Origin of the sequence: Paenibacillus sp. LHD-117 (assembly GCF_030929555.1) — a bacterium.
Classification (GTDB): Bacteria; Bacillota; Bacilli; order Paenibacillales; family Paenibacillaceae; genus Pristimantibacillus.
In genome coordinates this window covers 13,401-36,444 of record NZ_JAVFVT010000039.1, presented here as the reverse complement: position 1 = coordinate 36,444, position 23,044 = coordinate 13,401, and the positions used below count along the sequence as shown (strand labels likewise).

The window sequence follows — 23,044 nt, the reverse complement described above, 5'->3', positions numbered from 1 at the left end:
CGGCAGCGCACTAGGAACGTCCGCAGCGGCCGCGACCTTCAGATCCGGATCCGCCCGGCGCAGCAGCAGCTCCCCGATCGCCGGCAGCGCCCGGCCACGCACCAGGAACGTCCGCGGCGGCCGCGACCTGCAGATCAGAATCCGGTCGGCGTAGCAGCAGCTCCTCGATCGCCGGCAGCACCTGGCCACGCACCAGGAACGTCCGCGGCGGCCGCGACCTGCAAATCCGGATCCGGCCGGCGCAGCAGCAGCTCCTCGATCGCCGGCGCGATGGCCACGCACCAGGAAGGTCCGCGGCCTCGAACTGCAGATCCGGATCCGACCGGTGCAGCAGCAGCTCCTCGATCGCCGGCGAGCCGGCTACGCGGGATGAACGCCGCGACGTCATGCGCTGTCCATCTGGATCCGTCGCCCGGCCTGGAGCAACTGCAGCTCTCCTATCGCCGGTCATTCGCCTGGAACGCCCGCGACATCACGCGCTGGTCATCTTGATTTGGCCGCCTGGCATGCAGCAAGGCGACCACCCCTCAGGAACGACCGCGGCGCCCGCACGCTGACTATCCGGATCTGGCTCCAGGATCGTCGGCCGCTACCCAACAGAATCGTCACGTTGTCGTCGGTGATGGGATTTTGAAAAGTGTTATAGATGGAAACGGAGTACTGCAGAAGCCTAGCGAATCTGGTAATGTTTAATCAATAGTTCGATTATTTAAGGGGGATTTACATGGAGAACGAAAGAAATAGAGATAAGAAAGATGAGAACGAAATCAGCGATCAAAATGAAGATAAGAAAGATGAGAAGGAAATCAGCGATCAAAATGAAGATAAGAATGATGAGAACGAAATCAGCGATCAAAATGAAGAACCATTCAAAGATGAAGATCTTCCCGAAGATCTTACAGAACTAATAGAAACTCGCGCGCTTAGACAATTCACAGGAATGGATGGTGCAGTCTCAGCTATTCGTAAGTGGCAAAGGCATATGGATCAGATATTAGGGCCAGTGCGAGCTTCATTTGAACCACTCAATGCGTTTTCAGAGACTTACCAACGTGCAGTAGAACCACTGCGAAAAATGAGCGAGCTATTAGAACCGTATAATCACTTACTTGGGAGCACGTATGAATTAATGCGACTCGCAAGAGATCCGATTATGGCTTCAGTGGGTGCCGTAAGTGAAATTTCTAGGATTCCATATCTGATGGAACTGAATTTACTAAAGGGATCGCCAATATCTAAAGGCTTTAAACTTGACGAGGATTTACTTGAATATTTAAAGCAGAAGTTTCGAGAACAACAAGGGGAAGAAGTTAATCATATCGATGCTGACTTAATCGAGGCAGAGATCAAACAGATCGACGTAGTTGAAAACGATACAATTTCCGAGTATAAGTTGCACAATGCCATTGAGCATATGAAGAAAAAGCATCCCATTCTCAGAGTAATCATCCTCTACGTTATTATATGGCAGATTCAATATTACTTTACCCCATTTATGCCACCACAGGATGCATTAAAAAATGCTGTAATAGGTCGAACATCTAACCAAGTGGTTAAGATCGTCCGTGAGGAACTGAAACCGCAAAGTGACCTCGAAATGTTTGCCTTCAGCGTGACTCGGATTGTGCGAACGAATGAACTGGTTGTACGAAACCGCGATGACCATAAAGCAATGCGTATTGCGGTGCTCAGGCTGGGTCAAACTGTACGTCTCGTTGATAAACGAAAGGATTTTTCATATGTCCAATTTATTGACGAAACGACAAAAGAGAGGCGAGAAGGCTGGGTGTATTCGCGTTACCTCGTCAAAGTAATGAAGTGAAACTGGTAGTAATTTGTGACTGTATTTAATCGCATTACTTGCATATAATAAGAACAAATGTTCTTGATATTGCGAGGTAATGCTGAATGGAGAAGCAGGTTTATCTAATCGATTGCCAATCGTTCTATGCATCGGTTGAGAAAGCGGAGCGCCCTGAATATCGGGACGCTCCACTTGTCGTTGCCGGCGATCCGGCTCGCCGCTCGGGCATTATACTTGCGGCTTGTCCAATTGCCAAATCATATGGGATTACAACCGCAGAACGCCTGGGCGAGGCTGTGGCAAAATGCCCTGAAGTCATTATCATACAGCCGAGGATGCAACGCTATATTGACGTCTCCATGCAGATCACACGTATTTATCAATCTTATACGGATCTTGTGGAGCCCTTTAGCATTGACGAACAGTTCCTAGACGTAACCGGATCTCTACATCTCTTTGGATCTCTCGAGAAACTTGCGGCATTGATACAGAAAAGGGTCCTGGAGGAGACCGGCGTACGTACTCGAGTAGGTGCGGGGAAAAACAAGATAAGTGCGAAAACTGCCTGTGATAATTTTGCGAAAAAGAACGAATCAGGCTTTTTTATGTTGGACAATCGAAACATAGCCACTACGTTGTGGCAGCTGCCCATTGACAAAATGTACATGGTAGGCAGCCGCATGACGAGGCATTTTACTGGGATGGGGATATACACGATCGGGGAATTGGCCAATACGCCTCTTGAAAAGTTAAAGACTATGATGCGGCGTAAATTTGGGAAAAACTCTGACATCAATGCTGAAATGTATTGGCGAATTGCGAACTGTATTGATGATAGTCCGGTCGCTACTGGCACTCATGAGATTGCCCCTAAGTCCATTGGCCATATGATGACTCTCCCGCGCGATTATTACAGCCTTGAAGATATAAAAGTGGTTCTTCTGGAATTGACGGAGTTAGTTTGCCAGCGTTGTCGGAGCAAAAATGTGGTTGGTGGAGTCTTATCCGTAGGTTGTATGGGGGCTGATTTTGACCAACCGACAGGTTTTAGTCGCCAGGTGACAATAGATCCGACGAATATAACGAATCGGGTCTACAAGGCTGCTCTACAACTATTCTGTAAACACTGGGATGGTTCACCTGTTAGACGACTTGGCATCAGTCTATCTAAATTTGCATCTTCTGAGGAATACCAGGTGACTCTATTTGATCTTGAGGAAGACAGGGAGAAAATAATGGCACTTGAACGCGCGACTGATGCGATTAAGAAAAAGTTCGGTGAGGCAAGCATTATTCGAGCTGCATCGGCTACCGACGCGGGGCAAGCAACAGATCGATCAAAAAAAATAGGAGGACACTTCAAATAAATCTTGTTAACGGTTTACAAATGTAAACCGTTATTATATTATCTACTTAGTAAAGAAATGTAAATGAAGGGTGAGTATAGTGGATCATTTGCTAAATCAATCACAAGTTGCAAAGCGTCTCGGCGTTAGTCGGACGGCCATTTCAAGGAAACTGCAGCGAAAAAGGGAAAACGGAAAGAGCGATAAACCGTTCCCGGAGCCAGATGCATTTAATAACAGTAGGCCACTTTGGACTGAAGAAACGATTGATGAATACAAAGCAAATCTTGAAAGGCAGACTCACTGCCCAAGCTGCGGAAATGAGCTCGAAGATGCAGAATACCTGGATAATGATCAAACGGGCAAATTTGATTCGGCAAGAATATGCATGAATGAATACTGCGACAATAAGCAGTATTACTGACGAGTATAAAGAAACAACAGAACACAAACACATTGAATAAGGAGTGTACATGATATGTCTAATTATCGGATCACGAAGCTTGAAATGCCTCAGACAGGCTCTTGGGGGATGCTCCAAATAAATGACTTCGAGAAAACTCATTTTCGATTCGATATCAGGAATGGGAAACCTCTGTTAGACACAAGCTTTTTTGCTGACGGTTTAGAAGATCCGGAAGATAAACATCAGAGGATGGACATTAACAGCGACTTCTACCGAGGGATTCAGCAACCGGAACCTTTAATCATCCTAAAGAACTGTATTTTGTTACGACGAACGGTGTAAAGATTGAATGGAACAAAGTCTCAACTAGATGTTACATCGAAAGAGACGCAACAACTTCCTTTATTTCTAGTATGGAAGATTATTATGAAAAGGAAGCAAAACGTTGCCTCGCTGATTCGACCAATTATGAATGGACAGAGCGAGATTATGAGCGATTCATAGAAGATAAGCTAGAAACGATTCTGGAGATGTTGCTTGAATACGAGAAACTTCGGATTGCTGACCGAGCGCCGTGAAGTTGTAGTTGAAGACGGAATAGCGAGCCTGGTCAATTTTGTGAAGATTGAAGAGGAGAAAGTTATTGCAGGGTGAAACGAGGAGGAATAGTAGGTGTATTTAAGCTCGATAGAAATGGTGTTCATATTTGCTATTATCGTGTCAGGCTTTGGGGTTCTAAGATGGACGTTATACTCGCTAACGGGTAAATTACCGAACTGGTTATTTACGGATTCAAGAACATTTGATGAAGATAACGTTTCGCCTTACAAGAGAATGGCCATGTGGTTTTGTATAATGACTGCAATGATACTCATTTATTTCATACAAAAATGAAACGGTTAGTCGGGGAGGGTAGGTGCCATGGGATTGTCACTCGAGCGTATTCGTGGAGGCTGGAGGAACGTACCGGAAAACCTTAAAACGAAGACGATGTTATCGCAACTTGGGTTGAAACCAGGGAACGAAGCCGTGGCTGAAGTCTGGGCCGGAAAACAATGGTGCAAGCTATATGATGTTTCTGATGCCGTGGAGAAGCGCAAATTGACTGATAAACAGAAGACAGCTGCGAGCGAGTCACTTGAGAAAGCTCGCGCCAAATTAGTGGATGATCGTACCTGCTCGCATTGTCTTAACGAACGGACTAAGAAGGAGATACGCCAGCAAGCGGATGGTAAGAAAATATGTACGTATTGCATTGAATATCTCCACGAGGAAGAAGTTCGGGAGCAGAGAATTCGACGGGGATTATCCGCGTTCCGGAGACGGTTTGAAACCGATTTTGTAATTCTCGATACAGAATCGACGGATCTTGATGGAGAAATTGTAGAGATTGGAGTTATTGACCGGTTTGGAAAAACGCTTTTGCATTCTCTTGTTAAGCCAGTCATGCCGGTTCCGGATGATTCGCCTGCAACATTAATTCATGGTATTCGAAATTCGGATCTCGAAAATGCTCCGACTTGGGCAGAGCTTAGAGAAGAGGTCTTGAGGATTCTCCAGGGAAAGCTCGTCCTAGCCTTCAATGCCGAGTTTGATGGGAAGATGGTTTCAAACAGCTGCAGAAGGAATAAGGTCCCGCTAATTTCTGGTTTGGAGTGGGATTGCGTCATGGAGGCGTATAGGTTGCGATGTGGTAGTGATAGGTGGATTAGTTTGGCCAATGCTTCGGGGCGTCATACAAGCCATCGGGCCGTTGACGACTGCGTGTCAACGTTGCATGTGATCAAGGAACAGTGGGTTGAGATGGGACTAGCAGACATTGCTCTGCAAAGCAGTTGATAAATGGCGGATTGACATAAGGGGATCAGAATTGAAGATTGGGGAGTTAGGATAGAGGAGAATTTTGATGAAGTGTAAGTATTATCGGGTTGTGTCGCCTAAAGAGCCACGCATGCGTTGTGGTCACTATCATAGTGGAACCGAGTGGCTTTCCTTTAAAACACGGGATGAACTTCGTGGGTGGAAAGAACGTCATTGTAGTGGTAATCATGAGACATGCCCATATTTCAAAGAAAATATTGGACGAGATACTGAATTCGAAGATGTTTGGGTAGTCATCCTCCGCATTGAGGGGCGAGATTATTGGTGTCGAGTGGCCGATGCGGGGTTAATCTCTGTGGCTATAGAAAAAATGATTAAACCGATTGAAGATCGTCTGGCATATCGAGAGATAAATAGGATCCCGGTGCGTACAAAAGAGCAAGTTACAATTCTCGTCCTTCATTCCGCGGATTCCAGTTTTGAAGAAACGCTGGAGGAACTTCAGTTCTCGGGCGTTAGGGTGGGGGAGGATTTGGAATTTTGGTTTTCATGATTGGAAGGAACCACGGTTCCCCGGATGCCCAAGTGGTAGACAAAAATGAAAATGAGGATGAGGAGAGGTATAATGGTCAGGAAAAGAGACACCAGGCTGCTTCCCGTTATTATTGAATTCGAAAGGGTACTAAAGGATCCAAAACTTACAGATGAGGAGCACGACTTGCAGTTATCCGCGATTATGACGCAGATGGAAAAGACGTTTGGTATTCCTTATGCGAATAACAAATCATTTAATACATCGTTTCCGGAGCTGATTGATCTTTACAGAGCAATTGGGGATGCGCGAATCGCGTTGGGAGACGAAAGTGTATACCAAATAGGTAAAAAGGTTAGGGTAATTGACGGCTTGGAAAGTAGGGTAGCAAAATCCTATTCCAGGAAAGAAGTAGGTTCGTCTTCTAAATGGTATTTGCTTATAGACCAGTCGGAGGATTTTGGGTATGCGCTTGATGAAGGTACAATCGAGTGGAACGGTAAGGAATTCATTTATGATTGTAGAAAGTGGAATACGCCACTTTCAGTTATCACTGGAAGGAATCCATAAAACGTCGGCGCAACGAAGATGGATATGGCATGCCGGCATTCGGAATCCAGAAGAGTTGTTGGCCGCTGGCGTGACGAACCTACTCAACATACAAGAAGACGAAGAATTTGAATTTTTTGAATGGAGAGAGCATATTGAACAACATTTTTATTGAATTGCAGAATGAGAAGGCAATATCCTTGAGCGCCGTACGATGCGTTGTAAAAGATGGGGAGCAGATCGTTATCGTCACTATTAAAGGTATGCAAGATGCTGTATGGAATGAAGTAGAGTACGAGACGATTAAAGATTTGCTTGTAAAGAAATATAATTTTTCAGCAGTTGAAGTAGTCGGAGGAACACTTGATTCGAGGCTGATACAAGATAACGGTGCCCCTTATCCTGCCCTTGTAAATATGAATCAAATCACAATGCTATCTGGAGGCTGGATGCCAGAATTCCATTATGCTGATGGAACAAGAGTCGGACATGCAGGCAGCTATGGAGGTATGGAACTTGGTTTAAAGCCAGCATATCTGAAGATAGAGGTTGGGACTAAAGATAATTATGATCCTGATGCTCCAATGACACTAAGAGAGAAAGCAGAGTTGCAAGAAAGAATCAATAGGATGTCAATCGAACGAGCATTGAACAGAGGGAAGTCTTCATCATGAGGCGCAAGAGGATGTTCCACATACTTACCTATCCGATAAAGAAAAGTCGCTGCTTGATCGCTTGAAAGCTAAAGTATCTGAGGCTATCGATTCAATAAAATGAATACGGAATTACATGGAGGTCAACAATGATTTCATTTGAAACTATGCTTGTTAATAAAGCGTTAATCCAGCAAGCTGCCCAGGTGTTTGGAGAAAAAATTAGGAGTCTAAATCCGAAAGAATCATCTATTGAGCAGTATAATGAAAATGTAGGTGATACAATTAGCGATCTCGAATTATCAGCATCAGATGCTGAGATTGTCCAAGCATTTTTTGACACATATATAGGGGTGCTTCAAACGGATCGAGCAGCTGCTACAGAGTTTGTTCAAACTTTCATGAGACCGACGATCTAAAATCCCGGAACTACCCGAAGGGAGGCGTGCACGATTAAAGTGACAAAGGAAGATGTTATCGAGTCCCTTCATAAATTTCAAAAGAATTTTAAAACTACGTCATTCCGGGTCTATAGAAGAATGAATCTTCATCCTGCATATCGGGACATTATTTTCGTTGTTTGGATCTTGGCACGAAGCGCTTGTTGCTGCTGGTTTAGAGAAAACAAACACGATAACAGTTGCGCAGAAGTCTCTATCAAAAGATGAAGCAGCCACAATCCTCAAGGAGGCGATCAGGGAAGATTATAAGTTGATCTTCTTTACTAACTACTTGAAGAGCGGAAAAAAACCATCAGCGCATGCATTATCATATCCGTTTTATAATTGGCGGGCTGCAATGAAGTACCTTTCAATAGACATTGATCGAAAAGGATTATTAGGCAAAACTAATTTTAAATTTGCTATAGCAAAAATCGTTGTTTCAGAAGCAATCGAGAAATGGGATAAAGAATTATAGAAAACGGAGAATTGTCACTCGAAGCAGAGTGGCATTTTTATTTTTTGGAAAAGCCTAAGCAATCTTAGCAGGCTTACTAATGTGATTGCTTGAACAATAGACGGAAGTCGACGCAAATTTCGATCGGCGACCGACGCAGCTGCGTGTCGGCCGCGGATCCGGAGGAGCTGTTGGTCGACGTCACCGCGCTGCCGGTTCCTGCAGCACAATCGCCGCCAGCTCGTCGTTCCTGTGCGCGGCCGGGCGTGGCCATCGATCGCGGCGCAGCTGTTTACCGCCGGCGGATCCGAAAGAGCTGCTGGTCGATGTGCCGCGGTACCGGATCCTGCAGCGCGATCACCGCCGGCGCGTCGTTCCAGGTGCGCGGTGGGTGTGGGCAGCAATCGAGGAGCAGCTGCGTGCCGGCGGCGGATCCGGGAGAGCAGCTGATCGACGTCGCCGCGGCCGACTCCTGCAGCCCGAGGGCCGCCAGCGCGACGTTCCTGGTACGCGGCCAAGCGTGGCCATCGATCGCGGAGCAGCCGCCCACGGTCGGCCGGCGGATCCGGAAGAGCAGCTGATCGACGTCGCTGCGGTCAGCTCCTGCAGTACAATCGCCGCCGGCGTGACGTTCCTGGTGCGCGGCCGGGTTGGCTTATCGAGGAGCAGCTGCGTGCCGGAGGCGGATCCGGAAGAGCAGCTGATCGACGACGCCGTGGCCGGCTCCTGCAGCACGATCGCCGCCGGCGTGACGTTCCTGGTGCGCGGCCGGGTGTGGCCAGCTATCGAGGAGTAGCTGCGTGCCGGTGGCGGATCCGGAAGAGCAGCTGATCGACGCCGCCGTGGCCGACTCCTGCAGCACGATGGCCGCCAGCGCGACGTTCCTGGTACGTGGCCAAGCGTGGCCATCGATCGCGGAGCTTCCGCCCACGGCCGGCCGGCGGATCCGGAGGAGCTGCTGGTCGACGTCGCTGCGGCCAGCTCCTGCAGTACAATCGCCGCCGGCGTGACGTTCCTAGTGCGCGGCCGGGTTGGCCAGCTATCGAGGAGCAGCTCCGTTCCGGCGGCGGATCCGGAAGAGCAGCTGATCGACGCCGCCAAGGCCGGCTCCTGCAGCACGATCGCCGCCAGCGTGACGTTGGTGCGCGGCCGGGTGTAGCGATCGATCAATGAGCAGCTGCGTGCCGGCAGTGGATCCGGAAGAGCAGCTGATCGACGACGCCGCGGCAATTCTGCTAAGGGGTCGCTCGAAGAGTGATCCCTTTATCTTATTGGTGGAGCTACTGCGCGCCGCCGTCTCGGTGGCCGGGCGATGCCGCCGCGGGCATTCCTGGTGTGTGGCCGGGTGCTGCCGGCGATCGAGGAGCTGCTGCGGCGCCGGCGGGATCCGGAACTGCAGCGCACGGCCCCCGCGGGCATTCCTGGGTGTGTGGCCAGGCGCTGCCGCCGCGGCCGTTCCTGGTGCGTGGCCATCGTGCCGGCGATCGAGGAGCTGCAGCTGTTGGCCGGATCCGGATCTGCGGCTCAAGGCTGCCGCGGCCGTTCCCGGTGTGTGGCGGTGCTGCCGGCGATCGGAGAGCAGCAGCTGCTGCGTCGGCCGGATCCGGATCTGCAGGTCGAGGCCGCCGCGGCCGTTCCTGGTGCGTGGTAAGCGCGCCGGCGATCGAAGAGCATCTGCTGCGCCGGGCGAATCTGTATCTGCAGGTCGAGGCCGCCGTTGGCGTTCCTGGTGCATGGCCAACTTGATGGCAATCGGAGAGCTTCACCGAGGGCGAAGAGCTCCATTAACTCCCATTACTAAACGTAAGAGTCCCTATGTTACGATAAAATAAGGTGATGCTTATGTTTTTCCCTCCAATGCTTTTGCAATATGCAAAAGATAATTTACCTTTTGATGATCCGGATTATCTCGTGCAGCTGAAGCTAGACGGGATCCGTCTGCTTGTTTCCAACATGGACAAGCTGCGCTTGTACACAAAGAATCTCGATGCTACTGAACGCTTTCCTGAACTGCAAAAGGCGCCAATTAGCAAAGGAACCATTATTGACTGTGAGCTGATTGTGACAGACGAAAGAGGTCATCCAGATTTCGAAGCATGCCTGGCTCGCTTTAATTCAAAGAAAATGAATTACCGGTTACAGGTATGTGCTTTCGATATTCTCTATTACCGTGGAGAAAATGTCATGAGTCTTCCTTTGGAACGTCGGTTAGAACTGCTCGAGAATGATCTGAAGGAAAACGACACGTATTCTCGCGTGCGTTGCTTTGAGGGGAGCGCTATTCAGTTATTCGATATAATAAAAAAATCTGGACTAGAGGGTTTGGTACTAAAAAGTCGGAAGGGCAGATACTTGACCCGAAAGCGCCCTTGTGAGCCAGGTGTAAAAGGTACACGATCATGGGACGTCCAGAAAGTAATCAATTACGATTTCGCAAACGATATCCGGATTACCGGTTATTCAAAGCTTAATAATCAATGGCTAATTGGCAGGGTAGAAGGAGAGACCGTAACTCCGCTTGGTTCGATTGAGCTCGGCGTCACTGCCCAGCATCGAAAAGTTGTTTGGCCAAAGTTACAGCAATTGATTATTAACGAAACCAAACAATTTGTTTATGTCGATCCCGTAATCAGCTGCAACATAAAACATAGAGGATATTACAAATCAGGATTAATGCGTCTCCCCGTACTTGAGAGCGTTCAGGTGTAACGTGACGGCACATTTGTAAATATAAAGTGAGTTTACAGCAATAAATTTCTTGCTAGAGTGCATATTTCGCTGTATAATTGGGTAAGAATAAACGAGGACCCTAAAAAGTCACTGGGGATAGCGACCCTCAGTTCCATGCCGTGTGGACGTTAAACTCCGGTTAATCTGGAGAATGGTGATCCATCACCATTAAGAAACGGAAACCGATTTTGTCGCTTTATTATTCAATCACCGCCTCTGAGTATCATGCTCAGAGGCGTTTTATTTGTCGTGTCGAGGAGAGTAGGAGACTTGGTACTTACCGTAAAAGCGCTCGCAGCACTAACAGAAAAGCCCAACATCGACCAGATATCGTTGGAACTCCTTCGGCAGTTTTATGAGGAACACCTCGAACCGTTTACCTTCGTATTTGAATTCGAGGACGGTCAGAAAATCAGCCTGGACTTCAAGAAAGAGGAGTTTTGCCACCTGGTTGGTATACAGAAGCTCGCTGTAAGTTTTGTAGCACTTAAAGACCGTTATAAGTATTTTGGCGCTGAAGGATACAAAAATATTCAAAACGGTACAATAACTTTAAGGAGCCTTCGCGATCAGACGAAAAATAACTTTTCGCTCATTAAGGACAAGCTCGTATTCTTCTACTTACTACCAAGCATCGTCAATTCACCAAAAATCATGCTCGACTTTGTGGCAGCACCGCAAGGCAGTAGGATTCAGTGCAAGCTGCTGGCATATAACTCGACCGCTGATGTGTATGTTCACCTTGGGATTGATGAAAATAAGGCTACAGGACGGCACTTTCCACGTACCTTCTTCACTGAGCGTGTGAACCAAAATAGTGACGGCACTAAGTTTCTCAAAGGGCAGAAACCATTGAACGTCGTTAATACAGTGGTAATTGACCGTCGAAAGCCGACTCCGCCAGCAATGGAACCTGTAACTTAATAGGTATTATTTAAAAGCCAAGACCAGTAGGAAGATAACCTAAAGGATCAGTGGCTTTTTTTCGTTGTAACGTGACCATTGCCGGGCGTGGCCATCGATGGGGAGCAGCTGCTGCACCGCCGGGATCGGAGTTGAAGTGCCCGGACGCCGCGGACGTTCCTGGAGTGGCCAGGAGCAGCCGGCGGTGGGGGAGCAGTTGCGGCACCGGCCGAATCCGGATCTTCCGGTTGCTACTGCCCCGCGATCGTTCCTGCTCCTTGGCCAGGCGCAGCCGGCGATGGGGAGAGCTGCGGCACCGGCCGGATCCGGATCTGCCGGTTGCGGCTGCCGCGATCGTTCCTGGTCCTTGGCCAGGCGCAGTCGGCGATGGGGGAGCACCCACCTGCGGCACCGGCCGAATCCGGATCTGCCGGTCGAGGCTGCCGCTGCGTGCGTGGCCAGCGTTCCTGCCGGTTCTATTTTTCTAATCCAAAAATAAGATGATAGTAGTGAGACCAAGCGATGTAAGGCGCGGCGTCGCCTGGTCTACAGCTCGTTTTTCGGCTGCTAGGTTTAGCAATCCGCAGTTAGGGTTTATAATGATGAGGAGCCTCCAGTAATGGAATACTGGAAGCTCCTTGTCCTAATGTACGCCGGCAAGCGTCATTAGGATGATAGTCTATTGGGTTTAGACCTTCGGCTCATTGTCGAGGGTCTCATCTTTTTTTATGACCGCTCTCACCATGACAAAGAATTCTAAGTAGCTATTGATTAGATCAATACTGTCTTTGTCAGTTAGAAAGGAGAGTGTACCAAGAAGAATCAACAAGTCCATTCAGACCGCCTCTTTTCTATTATTTAGTTTGGGGTAATCTTCAAACAATCAATAGCATCGCCTCCTCTCTTGAAGTAGTATAGACAGTTTCTCTTTCGAATAACGTCTATTCCATAATTCTATACTCTCACTTCTAAAGTTATTCCAAACACGAATATTCACAAAATTAGGACACGCTTATGTGTATGACTGCAAATAGAATTAAATGACTATTAACTTAGTTAAGTTTTCACCGTCTAATTAGTAGTATGCATTTATTGGAACATTTAAACCCTAAAATTCTACTTTTAAAAACTAGGAACGGAAGATACCTTCCGTTCCCATTTCATGATAGAATCCATAGAGAAGCATGGTCAAAGGAGAGGGTATAAGTGCCGAAAAAAGGGGCACAGAAGGTTTTGATTGCGTACGATGCCGGATCCGACTCACTTACCTATTGGTTAGAACGGTTCCTGGAGGATGAAATCCACGGACTACGATCGAAGGGTGTTGAGCAGAAAATTAAGAAGCAGATCGAGCGCTTCATCGAATATTTTCGTAATGAGCTTGGTCATGATCGAATCAGCGCTGCAACAAAACGAGTTGTCCGGAAGTGGTTGGATGATCTTTACGATAACGGTGCAGGTTTCGCAGCCGCAACAGTCAACAACCATAAAGCGCATCTTTCGCTGTTTATGGGATGGCTGAATGAAAAGGTTCCGCATCTACTTCCAGAGGATCCTACGAAGGGAAAGGGTCTGAAAGACATACAACTTCCTGCGCCAGACGTCCGAGCTTTATCAGAGCCGCAATTGCGATCGCTCATTAATTTGCTTGATCGGCTCGAGCGCTTCTATATTATGAAGGGGCGTAAATGGTCCAATGATCCACGACCACCGATTCGGAAAAATGCCAGGCCAAAGCGCAACCGCGCAATCGTATATTTGTTTCTGGCGAGTGGTATCCGAAGGGAGATGATGATTAATATCGACATAGACCAGCTGGAGCCAAATGAACCAGATGCATTAAGAGCGGCACGACGCTTTCGAATCAAGCGGGTTAGAGGCAAGGGGCGGACCGAAACAAACAAGATAATCGTCGACCAGGATACGCGAGAAGCGTTAGCTGATTACCTGGAGTATGAACGACCACTTGATGCGAAACCAGGATCTCGGGCATTATTTCTAAACGGGCAGGGAGAAGATGGCGACGATCGTTTAAACGTGAGTCGCGTCAACAAGATTGTGCGTCACATTGGGAATCTACATGATGCGGAACAACAGGATCCATACCGGAAGCTCAGTCCACTAACACCGCACCGATTCCGACATACTTATGCAGTTTATCTTTCAATCCGTACTGGTGGAAACCGATTGGTGCTGCAGCAGGAGCTTTCACATGCTAATGACCGCTATTTGACTACTTACACGAATTTGCCGGAAGAGCTACGTGAGGAGTATCAACCCAACAATGGGGAATTGAAGTGACATCAATCAAGAGGAATAGGTGGTGCAAAGGATGAGCGATAAATCCCAAAACCTTAATGAGCTGAGAGCTGAGACGGAAGCGGCCTACCAGAAGGCTATGGCTGCATGGGACAAATTTATTAGTGGACTCAATAAAAGCTACGGTATTAACGAAAAAAAGGAACAGTAATGAATTATAGAATCCAAATTGTGAAGGAGTGTGGAAGGTGAATTTTACAATCACCAATAGATTGCATTGCGGAGTGTGCAACAGAGACAAGCTACACGTATTAGATAAGACAAACGATAAATTGATCATTACTTGCCAAACTTGCGACACTGAAACCACTTTTAAAATTGGCGATGCACCAAAGTAGTGTCGCAGTTCGACGACACCGAACAAGTTGATTATTAGGCATCGTGGTGAAAGTTTAATACATGCGTGTTCGCATTCAGTTTTGATTTACTTTGTAAAACATATGTTATATAATTGATTTATAAAGTAAATCGTATTTGAAAGGGTGTTGAACATGAAAGTGATGATCAAAGAAACCGGTAAAGTTGAAACGATAAGATGGATGGAGAACGGAATTAATATCCTGGGTGACATGATCGGTAACTATGATGGGTACGGTACGGAGCCCCACCAGTTCGAGCGCATAGACGAATTCGGCTACGACTTCACGGCTAGTCAAGACACGGTCGATTGGTGGGAGAAGGTCGCTCGCGACGGTGAAGAACTCTATGAGAGAATCCAAGGGTTGAACGAGGAATATGGATCCGAAGCTGTCCATGCTGTAGTTTCTCAAGCAGCAGCCGTCGATCTGGAGGACTTGGCGGCAGCAGTGAACAAAGCACTCGACGAGGAATTCGGCGAGGGAAAGTAGTTCCCGCGCTTGCTGGGCTGGCCGAGGCTGCTGATATCCTTGGCTGGCAAAAGCAGCAGGTGCGGACATACATCGCGCGCGGGAAATTTCCGGGACCGACTCAGCAGTTAGCGAGCGGGCCAATCTGGACCAAGGGACAAATACTGAAATATAAATGGAGCCGACGCCATGAGAGATAGGGTGATAGAATGTCCTTGATGGAGCGGAAATGTCAGGAATGCAGCGCCGTCTTCGAGGGCGGCCCAAGGGCGTACTATTGCCCGACCTGTCGAACGGAACGGCAGAAGGTGCGGAACCGTGAACACAAGCAGAAGAAACGCAAGGGTTTGGTTAGACCTCTTGGCAGCATTGATAAATGTGAACGTTGTGGAACGGACTATACTGTGGAAGGTGGAAATCAACGTTTCTGTCCTGAATGCCAGCCCATACACGCGGCAGAATACGATCGGACGACAGCCATAGTTTTTTATCGAGAAAACAAAGACCGAATTAATCCATTGAGAAACGAGCGTCGGAGAATTGATTCAGTTCGTCCCTGTGTCGTGTGCGGGACCGAATTTGAACATAAGGGAACGAGCGCATTAACTTGTATGGACGAATGTGCGCGCATCTACCGAAACAAAAAGTACATGTCCATACATTACCCGAGGTACTGGGCGAGGCACGGCGAGCGCCGTCGCGGCATTAATCGAATACGTGTCCGTAGGATTAAAATCCTACGCGAAGCGTTGGGGCTATGTCCTCAGTGCGGGAATGAGTGGTCGGAGCCGAAGATATTACGCGGGTTTAAGCCGAGGTATTGTGGTGCCTGTCAAGAATACTATTTGAGGAGGAGCAGCGATGACGGCCGTTAAACGTTACGACGAGCGATAGCCGACCGATTTATGAGCGTACACTGCCTGATTTCGACGAAACTGAAGTATGGAACTTGGAAACAATAAAGCATTTACTGAAATGAAATGAACAGTACGATGGCAACTGTCAGCATGCAGAAGCACCTGCGATCGGTTTAAGAGCCCCGGCTGAGCTGCTGAAAAATGAAGTAGCTGGCGATATTGGTCAGGAACGAAATCAGTAGAGTTTTAGGAGGAGACGAGACGAATGATGAAGTTTAATTGTAGGAACGGGAAAGAGGAATGGCAAGGAGAGATTCGGAGCAACAAGAACTACGGCAGCCACTACTATTTGAATATCAGCGCGAAGGGGTCGGGCATTTCACTATATTTTGGTGCAGCTGCATTCGGACAATGGTTCGTGTGTGTGCCCGATTGGAATGCGGGCGTTATTATTGGAGACTTGCGTGACCAGCACTACAACGTGGAGAAGATCGGCGCAGCCATGGAAAACGAAAGTGATGGGATTTCCATCGCGGAAGCCTTGCGGGTGTTTGCGGAGGCCAACGAAATTCAGGAAGTGGACAGCAGCGAAGAAATTTTTGCTGTGATGAAGGCTGCTGGATTTACGAGCTCCATTGAGGATTTTCAAAATGATTTGCAGAAAAAGTCTGATGAAGATAAATCTGATAAATAATATCGAACGACATTACATGATATGATGGTTATTATTGAGAAGTATAAAAATCTTCAATCTCAAAGACAGGAGAGATGACCTATGCATTCAGGTATTTATCGTTTCCAATTTCCATACTTGGGGTCAAATTTTAGTAGGAATGAAAAAAATGAAGTTGAGGTTTGCTATTGTGATGTTGAGATCCGTGTTGGGCAGCCGGTGGATATGGTGGAAAATAAATTAGTCACGGTTACCATCACGGCAAAGGAAGGAACGCCAGGCGTACAAAATTTTATCGCACAAATTGCAACGAAGATTCGAAATTCTTTCTTTGACGCAATTTTTCATGAGAAGCACTGGGGCAAGCCTGAAGTGCTGGAAAGCCAGATCCGCTGGGTAGAGCAACATCTGTTTTCGAATTACACAACCGTAATGGACGATGAAATCAAGGAAGTTCAAATGATATGGGATGAAAAGAAACATGCTTACCATTCACCGGCATGGCGTACTTTGGACAAGGCTAAGTGAAAATAAGTATTGGAGTTGCTGAGATGAGTTATGAACGTTTTAAAGATGGGTGGTACAGAATAAGCGACGATGCATCTGCGGCAGAATGCGTAGAAATAATCCTGCAACTAATTAGAGAGCATAATGGGATACCTCCGATCCGATTTGATTTCAATACGGCGAGCGGTGGATTTGCCGATGGAATTGGAATGGGCCTGAGCAGGAAGTACAATATTCAAGTTGATTTTACTGAACATCCAGGAAATCGGATGTCGGTGTTTTACCTTGAACGTCAACAAGTCTAATTATCAAACGCCCCTTAAATGATACCACTTATATAAAAGTGGTATCATTTAAGGGGCGTTTGTGGTATAATAACTGTAGAGAGGAGGTGTGGGGAGATGGACAACGATTCAGATAAGGAAATCGAATTGTTTTTGAGTAGAATGAAGATGCTAATCCAAAAAGGACAAAACTACCGGCATTTTGTTCATCGAAAAAGTCGTAATGTAAGGGCGGATTTAATTGAACTTGGTTTTTCTAGTTCAATCGAGATATGGCAATCATTGCTGGAACTAACTAGGAAAGATTTATACAAACCGCCTGAACCTGACCATAACGGTTCAGGAGAACTCATTTACTTTTTTATGAAGTCGATGCCAAATGGTGTGAATGCTTATGTAAAAGTCAAAATTAAAAGCACTGATACTGGCGAATTATGCGTCTGCCTTTCGTTCCATCCTGCAGAATACTGATACATACAAATTTGATAACTAAGTACATAAGAGGAGTTATTATTGCTACTCCTCTTATGAACTGTACATAAAGAAGTCCTACATAAAATCTAATTAAGGGATGGTGAAATCCAATGAGATACTGCGATGCTTGTGATCAAAAACAAGAAAGCATACTTAAATCCGTGGTGGAGAAGCATACCTTACATGGCCGCTCTTTTGATGTCGAGGTAATAGTTGCAACTTGTGCGAACTGTGGATCTGAAGTTCACGACGAACAGTTGCTCGATGACGCAATGAAAATGATATATAAGACTTATAATGAACTGTTCGGCGGATTGAATGTAAGTGAAATTCGAGCGGTTCGAGGTCAATATCTGAGTTTAGGGAAGAGACCATTTGCAAAATTGATCGGTATCGGTCCAGCGAGTGTTGGTCGTTATGAAGCTGACCCTGGCGTCGCAATGAGTACTAAGATACTGGATATATACCGTGAGTTGCAAAACAATCCTGGTAAGATCGTTGATTATTATAACCTTAATAGTGGATCTTTATCGAAGCGAGAGCTCAATAAAGTCAATGAGGTTTTGGCTCCTTGGATAGGAGGAAATGAATCACTTGTACGCACTGACAGTGAGTCATTAATTCCGGACGAGGAAATCATTGAAAAGCTTTATAAGGGCTACTCACATACTGCATTATCCGGTTATCGTGAATTTGATTTCGATAAATTTGTAAACATGATTTTGTACTTTACACGAGCTGGTGTTAATAAAACTAAGCTGATGAAGCTGTTGTGGTTCTCTGATTTTTATTATTTCAAGAAACAAACCGTTTCGATTAGCGGAGCTGTTTATCAAAGACTAAAATTCGGACCGGTCCCGAAGGATCACGATATCTTGTTGGCTCATCTCCAACATATGAACATCATTAAGATTGACGAGCATGAGCATGATGATGGTTGGGTACGTATGGAGGTAAGGTCTGCACAAGAATTTGATCCAACGGTTTTAGAGCATGAAGAACTTGCGACGCTGGAGAAGATCAATTATGCTTTTGAATCTTTTGGATCGCGAAAAATAAGTGATTATTCTCATGAAGAAAAAGCATGGATCGAGACGCAAAATGAGCTGCCGATTGACTATAACTACGCAATGAGTTTAAGAGAAATCTGATATTAAGCAGGAGACCCATCGCAAATATGATGGGTCTTTTTTATTTATATGAGCATGTTATGATCCTGCAGATCGCCGTAGCGTGACGTTCCTGCTGCGCGGCCGTGCCTGAGGAGCAGCTGCGAACCGCCTGCGGATCCGGAGAAGGAGTTGCTGGCCAACGACACCGCTGCTGCGCCTGCAGCACGATCACCAACGAGACGTTCCTGGTGCGCGGCCGGGCGTGGCCATCGATCACGGAGTTGCTGCGAGCTGCCGGCGGATCCGGAGGAGGAGCTGTTGGTCAACGTCGCGCGGCTGCTCCTGCAGGATCTAGCTCGAGACGTTCCTGGTGCGCGGCCGGGCGTGGCCATCGATCGCGGAAGTGATGCGCACCGCCGGCGGATCCGGAAGAGGAGCTGTTGGCCAACGTCGCCGGCGGCTGCGCCTGCAGCACGATCACCGGCTCGAGACGTTCCTGGTACGCGGGCCGGCCGCGGCCAGCGAACGTGGAGCTGCTGCGCGCCACCGGCGGATCCTCCGGAAGAGGATGTGTTGGCCAACGTCGTCGGCGGCTGCACCTGCAGTACGTCAGAGGCTCGAGATGTTCCTGGTTCGCGGCCGAGCGTGGCCATCGATCGCGGAGCTGCTGCACGCAGCCGGCAGCTCCGGAGAAGGATCTGTTGGCCAACGTCGCCGCGGCTGCTCCTGCAGGATCCAGCTTAAGACTTTCCTGGTGGCGGCCGAGCGTGGCCATCGATCGCGGAGCAGCTTGCGCGCCGCCGGCGGATCTGGAGGAGCTGTAGGGCGCCGTGCCGACATCTGCAGCACGATTACGGGCGCGTGACTCCTGGTACGCGGCCGGGTATGGCCATCGATCGCGAAGCTGCCGCCCGAGGCCGGCGGATCCGGAAGAGGAGCTCTTGGCCAACGTCGCCGGCGGCTGCACCTGCAGCACGATCACCGGCACGAGAAGTTCCTGGTGCGCGGTCGAGTGTGGCCAGCGATCGGAGAGATGCTGCGCGCCGCTGGCGGATCCGGATCCGGAGTTGTTGGCCAACGTCGCCGCGGCTGCCACTGCAGGAGCCGGCTCGAGACGTCCCTGGTGCGCGGCCGGGTGTGGCCATCGATCGCGGAACTGCTGCTCACCGCCGGCGGATCCGGGTCCGTAGTTATTGGCCAACGGCGCCGCGGCTGCACCTTCAGTACGATCACCGGCACGAGACGTTCCTGGTGCACGGCCGAGTGTGACCATCGATCATGGAGCTGCTGCGCGCCGCCGGCGTTCCTGGTTCTTGGCCAGGCGCAGCCGGCGAACGAGGAGCTGCATATGCGCCGGCGGGATCCGGATCTGCAGCGAGCGGGCGCCGCGGACATCTCGGGTGCTTGGCCAGGTGCAGCCGTGATCAGGAGCTGCAGCACTTGGCCGCCGTGGTCGTTCCTGGTTCTTGGCCGAGCGCAGCCGGCGAACGAGGAGCTGCAGCGTGTGGCAGCCGCGGACGTTCCTGGTGCGCAGCCGAGTGTGGCCATCGAGCGCGGAGCTGCTGCTCACCGCCGGCGGATCCCGATCCGGAGTTGTTGGCCAACGTCGCCGTGACTGCTCCTGCAGGAACCAGCTCGAGACGTTCCTGGTGCGCGGCCGAGTGTGGCCAGCGATCACGGAGCTGCTGCTGCGCCGGCGGGATCCGGATTTATAGCGCGCGGCTTCCGCGGCGTTCCTGGTGGTTGGCCAGCGCTGTCGGCGATCGTCGAGCTGCAGCTGCGCCGGCGAGATCCGGATCTGCAGCGTGAGGATTCGGTGCTACGATACTTGGTTCGCGGCCGGGCTTTGCAACGGAGGTGACTCCATACCGCGCGATCGTTACTTCACAGCGTTTCTGCAAGTAACCGATAAGACTCTTAAAAAAGTCAAATATTTATATGAAACTATTATCTTAAATGGTAGAATTGAACTATATGGTAGTTCAAAAGGAGTGTTTGCGTGATGCCGGCTTTTAGCACATGTCGAGTATGTAATAGAAAACTCACGAACCCAACTTCTGTAGCTGTCTCCATGGGTCCTGTTTGTGCCAAGCGATTTGGTGTTATTTTTGAAAAGGCTTTAGCCTATGCGACTTCTATCGGTGCTCAACTCGATGCAAACCGATTACAAATACACGCTGCTATAGCTGCTCAGGAGGCATATAGACAAAGGTTATCTAGGAGGAGAGCAGGGGGGGATAATAACGACCTGCAGAATTCGCCTCAAGTTTCTATAGACCGAACGGTATCTAATGTTTGGTCCCAGGCAAGAGGCCAAACCGAAGACTGTCGAGTTGAATTTTCGGATGAACATCATGGGCGCGTTTCTTCGGCTTCGGGACATACGTATGATGTGACACCGGCTTCATGTACCTGTTTACATTTCCAACATAGGTTAAGGTTCACTGGTGGTACATGCAGACATATTGATGCTTTTAATGCTGCACGCCGAGATATTGAGTTTACTGTGCCTAGAGAGGTTCAGGTCGATCCTACAATCCGTTCAATTGTTGATCAATCAAGACACGAGGATGCGCTGCGTTCATTCGCGACATCGGATTGGCTAATTGAAGAAGAAAGAGAATCTGTCCTGGATCAATGGCGCCAATCAAGAGGATTCGACGGAGTGCTTGTCCACGAGGATGATGAAGCCTGGGATGACTTAGAACGTCGTGCTAAACAAGAATGGGATTATCAGTACGATAATGTATTAGGGAATACCGGAAATAGCTTTGGTATGGAAGTGGAGTTTACTTTTCCGCGGAATGTCTCAGCCAGCGAAGTAGCTCGAGCTTTATATGAAGAAGGACTCTTAGATCGTCCGGATTATCATGCGTATCATATGGGCAGTGCCGGCCCTGGTTATTGGAAGCTAGAGACAGATATCTCAATCGAACCAAGAGGTCTAGAACTCGTTTCTCCAATCCTTTACGATCGACCAGAAACTTGGCAACAAATTGAACGAGCATGTACCCGATTAAAAGAACTAGGATGCAGTGTCAATGATTCCTGTGGAGGTCATGTTCACATTGGAATTGCACCAATGGATCATCGTACTCATGCGTGGCAGCGTCTCGCGAGAATTGGGGTGGCCTATGAGAAGAGCATTTATCGAATTGGTGGGGCTGATGCAGATGGTTATCGGCAAACTGGACAAGCAGGCCGACATCGAGGAACAGATTATGCAGCACCATTGCCTTCTTCCGCCAGGCAGATAAACGCATTGGAACCTGCAGCATTGGCCAGACAACGCTTATCGAGCAGTCGATATACACTTTTCAATACAACAAATATTGATGATTCTTACCAACCACGACCAGCAATTGAAATGAGATATCCAAATTCAACACTAGATCACCGTCAATGGCAGGCACAAATACAAGTTGCAAACGCACTTGTACATCAAGCTGCTGTGATTCAAAAAAGTAGTAGGCAAAGTGCTTTGACGCCGGCTTTCAATCAAGTTGATGATCATCTCAGACGCTCGGATGACTGTTCTGCGGACATGGAAGTGGATCACTTCCGTAAGTTCGCAGACGTGCTTGGGAACGATAGAGACCGCTTAGCAGCCGCCTGGTTATTCGAGAGAGGGAGAAGCTAGATAGCATTGACTTTTTAAAAAGTCAATGCTATTATGTGGAAAATACCATCTGAGGGAAGGGATCGACCATGAAGAAGTTTATTGATACAAGAAACTGGATTGAAGAAGTTGGTACAGCACAGCGTCCCTATTACTTTCAACTATATTCTGGCCAAAGAGGAGAATCGGACACGCCGATCGGTTTGTTCGATCTTCTCTGCGACCCGGCATACAGCGATTGTGACGATCGTACAACACAAATCATGATGCTTGGCCGCTTATTGAGAGACGTCGCTGGTCAGACGTTGGCTGCGCTTAGCGTTCATGCACGTGTCTACTCCGGAGCAGGTCCTTTTTTCGACAACCTGATTTCACGTCACCAGGATGAGATTGATGAGGCAGGAGCAGTTGAATTTGATAACGAAAATGAACCGGTCATTTTGGATTTCTGGGATGAATGGACCACAATGGCCTCACTTGTAAAGTGTGGTTACCTGGAGCTTTACGAGCGGATCCCAACCTTCAGTGTACAGTCGGAAGACGTCACGACAGAAGCCGATCTGAGAGGACCTTTCCCGGTAATTCCAGGTGCCGGCGAGCTCGCGGATTACATTAAGGTAGATCCTGAGAAGCTGCAGGAGCCAACATGGAAGCCTCATTACGTGAAACTCGAGGATAGGGTAGAGGAATACAAATATTACCGTACAAGTCCTACTCGCAAGTAGGATGCT

The 23,044-nt window shown here is 48.3% G+C and carries 29 protein-coding genes; 28 read left to right on the top strand and 1 reads right to left on the bottom strand.

The genetic code is table 11. The features are described 5' to 3' along the window. Positions 1-10 precede the first annotated feature (10 nt). Positions 11-193 (bottom strand): hypothetical protein, encoded by a 183-nt coding sequence (locus tag RB620_RS24615; RefSeq protein ID WP_308099014.1) that lies wholly within the window; start codon positions 191-193, stop codon positions 11-13. 531 nt (positions 194-724) lie between these two features. On the opposite strand from RB620_RS24615, the gene RB620_RS24610 reads away from it, so the two are divergent. The 28 genes from RB620_RS24610 (at position 725) to RB620_RS24475 (ending at position 23,038) form a co-directional block, all read left to right on the top strand. Further along, the gene (locus RB620_RS24610; protein ID WP_308099012.1) at positions 725-1,822 is read left to right on the top strand and encodes a hypothetical protein; all 1,098 of its coding nucleotides are present in this window, start codon (positions 725-727) and stop codon (positions 1,820-1,822) included. Positions 1,823-1,908: 86 nt separating this feature from the next. Continuing rightward, positions 1,909-3,171 (top strand): DNA polymerase IV, encoded by a 1,263-nt coding sequence (locus RB620_RS24605; protein WP_308099011.1) that lies wholly within the window; start codon positions 1,909-1,911, stop codon positions 3,169-3,171. A gap of 79 nt (positions 3,172-3,250) precedes the next feature. Next, complete coding sequence (locus tag RB620_RS24600) at positions 3,251-3,574, top strand: helix-turn-helix transcriptional regulator (protein WP_308099010.1); 324 nt, start codon at positions 3,251-3,253, stop codon at positions 3,572-3,574. Between the two features lie 903 nt (positions 3,575-4,477). Beyond that, positions 4,478-5,395 carry a 3'-5' exonuclease gene (locus RB620_RS24595; protein ID WP_308099009.1) on the top strand — a complete coding sequence of 306 codons (918 nt, stop codon included), beginning with the start codon at positions 4,478-4,480 and terminating at the stop codon, positions 5,393-5,395. Positions 5,396-5,462: 67 nt separating this feature from the next. Beyond that, the gene (locus RB620_RS24590; protein WP_308099008.1) at positions 5,463-5,930 is read left to right on the top strand and encodes a hypothetical protein; all 468 of its coding nucleotides are present in this window, start codon (positions 5,463-5,465) and stop codon (positions 5,928-5,930) included. A gap of 72 nt (positions 5,931-6,002) precedes the next feature. Beyond that, positions 6,003-6,479 carry a hypothetical protein gene (locus tag RB620_RS24585; RefSeq protein ID WP_308099007.1) on the top strand — a complete coding sequence of 159 codons (477 nt, stop codon included), beginning with the start codon at positions 6,003-6,005 and terminating at the stop codon, positions 6,477-6,479. Between the two features lie 134 nt (positions 6,480-6,613). Beyond that, positions 6,614-7,132 carry a hypothetical protein gene (locus RB620_RS24580; protein WP_308099005.1) on the top strand — a complete coding sequence of 173 codons (519 nt, stop codon included), beginning with the start codon at positions 6,614-6,616 and terminating at the stop codon, positions 7,130-7,132. Positions 7,133-7,260: 128 nt separating this feature from the next. Further along, positions 7,261-7,530, top strand: coding sequence for a hypothetical protein (locus tag RB620_RS24575; protein WP_308099003.1), 270 nt, complete (start codon positions 7,261-7,263; stop codon positions 7,528-7,530). Between the two features lie 157 nt (positions 7,531-7,687). Further along, complete coding sequence (locus RB620_RS24570) at positions 7,688-8,029, top strand: hypothetical protein (protein ID WP_308099001.1); 342 nt, start codon at positions 7,688-7,690, stop codon at positions 8,027-8,029. Between the two features lie 359 nt (positions 8,030-8,388). Beyond that, positions 8,389-8,589 (top strand): hypothetical protein, encoded by a 201-nt coding sequence (locus tag RB620_RS24565; protein ID WP_308098998.1) that lies wholly within the window; start codon positions 8,389-8,391, stop codon positions 8,587-8,589. Between the two features lie 92 nt (positions 8,590-8,681). Further along, positions 8,682-8,804, top strand: a complete 123-nt coding sequence (locus RB620_RS24560; protein ID WP_308098996.1) for a hypothetical protein — start codon at positions 8,682-8,684, stop codon at positions 8,802-8,804. A gap of 105 nt (positions 8,805-8,909) precedes the next feature. After that, positions 8,910-9,167, top strand: a complete 258-nt coding sequence (locus RB620_RS24555; RefSeq protein ID WP_308098995.1) for a hypothetical protein — start codon at positions 8,910-8,912, stop codon at positions 9,165-9,167. Between the two features lie 302 nt (positions 9,168-9,469). After that, positions 9,470-9,754 carry a hypothetical protein gene (locus tag RB620_RS24550; protein WP_308098993.1) on the top strand — a complete coding sequence of 95 codons (285 nt, stop codon included), beginning with the start codon at positions 9,470-9,472 and terminating at the stop codon, positions 9,752-9,754. Between the two features lie 90 nt (positions 9,755-9,844). After that, positions 9,845-10,717: an ATP-dependent DNA ligase gene (locus tag RB620_RS24545; RefSeq protein WP_308099103.1), complete on the top strand. Its 873-nt coding sequence runs from the start codon at positions 9,845-9,847 to the stop codon at positions 10,715-10,717. A gap of 291 nt (positions 10,718-11,008) precedes the next feature. Then, complete coding sequence (locus tag RB620_RS24540) at positions 11,009-11,662, top strand: PBECR4 domain-containing protein (RefSeq protein WP_308098991.1); 654 nt, start codon at positions 11,009-11,011, stop codon at positions 11,660-11,662. A 164-nt stretch (positions 11,663-11,826) separates the two neighbouring features. Further along, positions 11,827-12,129, top strand: coding sequence for a hypothetical protein (locus RB620_RS24535; protein ID WP_308098990.1), 303 nt, complete (start codon positions 11,827-11,829; stop codon positions 12,127-12,129). 718 nt (positions 12,130-12,847) lie between these two features. Continuing rightward, on the top strand, positions 12,848-13,942 hold the full coding sequence (locus RB620_RS24530) for a tyrosine-type recombinase/integrase (protein ID WP_308098988.1): 1,095 nt from the start codon (positions 12,848-12,850) through the stop codon (positions 13,940-13,942). 31 nt (positions 13,943-13,973) lie between these two features. Beyond that, positions 13,974-14,111: a hypothetical protein gene (locus RB620_RS24525; protein WP_308098986.1), complete on the top strand. Its 138-nt coding sequence runs from the start codon at positions 13,974-13,976 to the stop codon at positions 14,109-14,111. Between the two features lie 340 nt (positions 14,112-14,451). Beyond that, positions 14,452-14,808 carry a hypothetical protein gene (locus tag RB620_RS24520; RefSeq protein WP_308098985.1) on the top strand — a complete coding sequence of 119 codons (357 nt, stop codon included), beginning with the start codon at positions 14,452-14,454 and terminating at the stop codon, positions 14,806-14,808. Between the two features lie 1,101 nt (positions 14,809-15,909). Beyond that, on the top strand, positions 15,910-16,338 hold the full coding sequence (locus RB620_RS24515) for a DUF6618 family protein (RefSeq protein ID WP_308098983.1): 429 nt from the start codon (positions 15,910-15,912) through the stop codon (positions 16,336-16,338). Between the two features lie 81 nt (positions 16,339-16,419). Further along, positions 16,420-16,845: a hypothetical protein gene (locus RB620_RS24510; RefSeq protein ID WP_308098982.1), complete on the top strand. Its 426-nt coding sequence runs from the start codon at positions 16,420-16,422 to the stop codon at positions 16,843-16,845. A gap of 23 nt (positions 16,846-16,868) precedes the next feature. Then, the gene (locus RB620_RS24505) at positions 16,869-17,129 is read left to right on the top strand and encodes a hypothetical protein (protein WP_308098981.1); all 261 of its coding nucleotides are present in this window, start codon (positions 16,869-16,871) and stop codon (positions 17,127-17,129) included. A 96-nt stretch (positions 17,130-17,225) separates the two neighbouring features. Then, positions 17,226-17,579, top strand: a complete 354-nt coding sequence (locus RB620_RS24500; RefSeq protein ID WP_308098980.1) for a hypothetical protein — start codon at positions 17,226-17,228, stop codon at positions 17,577-17,579. 113 nt (positions 17,580-17,692) lie between these two features. After that, positions 17,693-18,733, top strand: coding sequence for a type II toxin-antitoxin system antitoxin SocA domain-containing protein (locus RB620_RS24495; protein ID WP_308098979.1), 1,041 nt, complete (start codon positions 17,693-17,695; stop codon positions 18,731-18,733). A gap of 529 nt (positions 18,734-19,262) precedes the next feature. Next, the gene (locus RB620_RS24490) at positions 19,263-19,559 is read left to right on the top strand and encodes a hypothetical protein (RefSeq protein WP_308098978.1); all 297 of its coding nucleotides are present in this window, start codon (positions 19,263-19,265) and stop codon (positions 19,557-19,559) included. Positions 19,560-20,357: 798 nt separating this feature from the next. Then, complete coding sequence (locus RB620_RS24485; protein ID WP_308098977.1) at positions 20,358-20,555, top strand: hypothetical protein; 198 nt, start codon at positions 20,358-20,360, stop codon at positions 20,553-20,555. A gap of 141 nt (positions 20,556-20,696) precedes the next feature. After that, positions 20,697-22,334 carry an amidoligase family protein gene (locus tag RB620_RS24480; RefSeq protein ID WP_308098976.1) on the top strand — a complete coding sequence of 546 codons (1,638 nt, stop codon included), beginning with the start codon at positions 20,697-20,699 and terminating at the stop codon, positions 22,332-22,334. Between the two features lie 68 nt (positions 22,335-22,402). Then, positions 22,403-23,038 carry a hypothetical protein gene (locus tag RB620_RS24475; protein ID WP_308098975.1) on the top strand — a complete coding sequence of 212 codons (636 nt, stop codon included), beginning with the start codon at positions 22,403-22,405 and terminating at the stop codon, positions 23,036-23,038. Positions 23,039-23,044 lie beyond the last annotated feature (6 nt).

What these genes read in the sequence shown, in the direction of transcription:
- RB620_RS24500 (WP_308098980.1), top strand. Translation starts at nt 17,226, where the DNA reads ATGGACAACGATTCAGATAAGGAAATCGAATTGTTTTTGAGTAGAATG.
- RB620_RS24610 (WP_308099012.1), top strand. Translation starts at nt 725, where the DNA reads ATGGAGAACGAAAGAAATAGAGATAAGAAAGATGAGAACGAAATCAGC.
- RB620_RS24575 (WP_308099003.1), top strand. Translation starts at nt 7,261, where the DNA reads ATGATTTCATTTGAAACTATGCTTGTTAATAAAGCGTTAATCCAGCAA.
- RB620_RS24505 (WP_308098981.1), top strand. Translation starts at nt 16,869, where the DNA reads ATGAGTTATGAACGTTTTAAAGATGGGTGGTACAGAATAAGCGACGAT.
- RB620_RS24520 (WP_308098985.1), top strand. Translation starts at nt 14,452, where the DNA reads ATGAAAGTGATGATCAAAGAAACCGGTAAAGTTGAAACGATAAGATGG.
- RB620_RS24510 (WP_308098982.1), top strand. Translation starts at nt 16,420, where the DNA reads ATGCATTCAGGTATTTATCGTTTCCAATTTCCATACTTGGGGTCAAAT.
- RB620_RS24590 (WP_308099008.1), top strand. Translation starts at nt 5,463, where the DNA reads ATGAAGTGTAAGTATTATCGGGTTGTGTCGCCTAAAGAGCCACGCATG.
- RB620_RS24495 (WP_308098979.1), top strand. Translation starts at nt 17,693, where the DNA reads ATGAGATACTGCGATGCTTGTGATCAAAAACAAGAAAGCATACTTAAA.
- RB620_RS24585 (WP_308099007.1), top strand. Translation starts at nt 6,003, where the DNA reads ATGGTCAGGAAAAGAGACACCAGGCTGCTTCCCGTTATTATTGAATTC.
- RB620_RS24605 (WP_308099011.1), top strand. Translation starts at nt 1,909, where the DNA reads ATGGAGAAGCAGGTTTATCTAATCGATTGCCAATCGTTCTATGCATCG.
- RB620_RS24595 (WP_308099009.1), top strand. Translation starts at nt 4,478, where the DNA reads ATGGGATTGTCACTCGAGCGTATTCGTGGAGGCTGGAGGAACGTACCG.
- RB620_RS24475 (WP_308098975.1), top strand. Translation starts at nt 22,403, where the DNA reads ATGAAGAAGTTTATTGATACAAGAAACTGGATTGAAGAAGTTGGTACA.
- RB620_RS24515 (WP_308098983.1), top strand. Translation starts at nt 15,910, where the DNA reads ATGATGAAGTTTAATTGTAGGAACGGGAAAGAGGAATGGCAAGGAGAG.
- RB620_RS24480 (WP_308098976.1), top strand. Translation starts at nt 20,697, where the DNA reads ATGCCGGCTTTTAGCACATGTCGAGTATGTAATAGAAAACTCACGAAC.
- RB620_RS24545 (WP_308099103.1), top strand. Translation starts at nt 9,845, where the DNA reads ATGCTTATGTTTTTCCCTCCAATGCTTTTGCAATATGCAAAAGATAAT.
- RB620_RS24490 (WP_308098978.1), top strand. Translation starts at nt 19,263, where the DNA reads ATGTGTTGGCCAACGTCGTCGGCGGCTGCACCTGCAGTACGTCAGAGG.
- RB620_RS24525 (WP_308098986.1), top strand. Translation starts at nt 13,974, where the DNA reads ATGAGCGATAAATCCCAAAACCTTAATGAGCTGAGAGCTGAGACGGAA.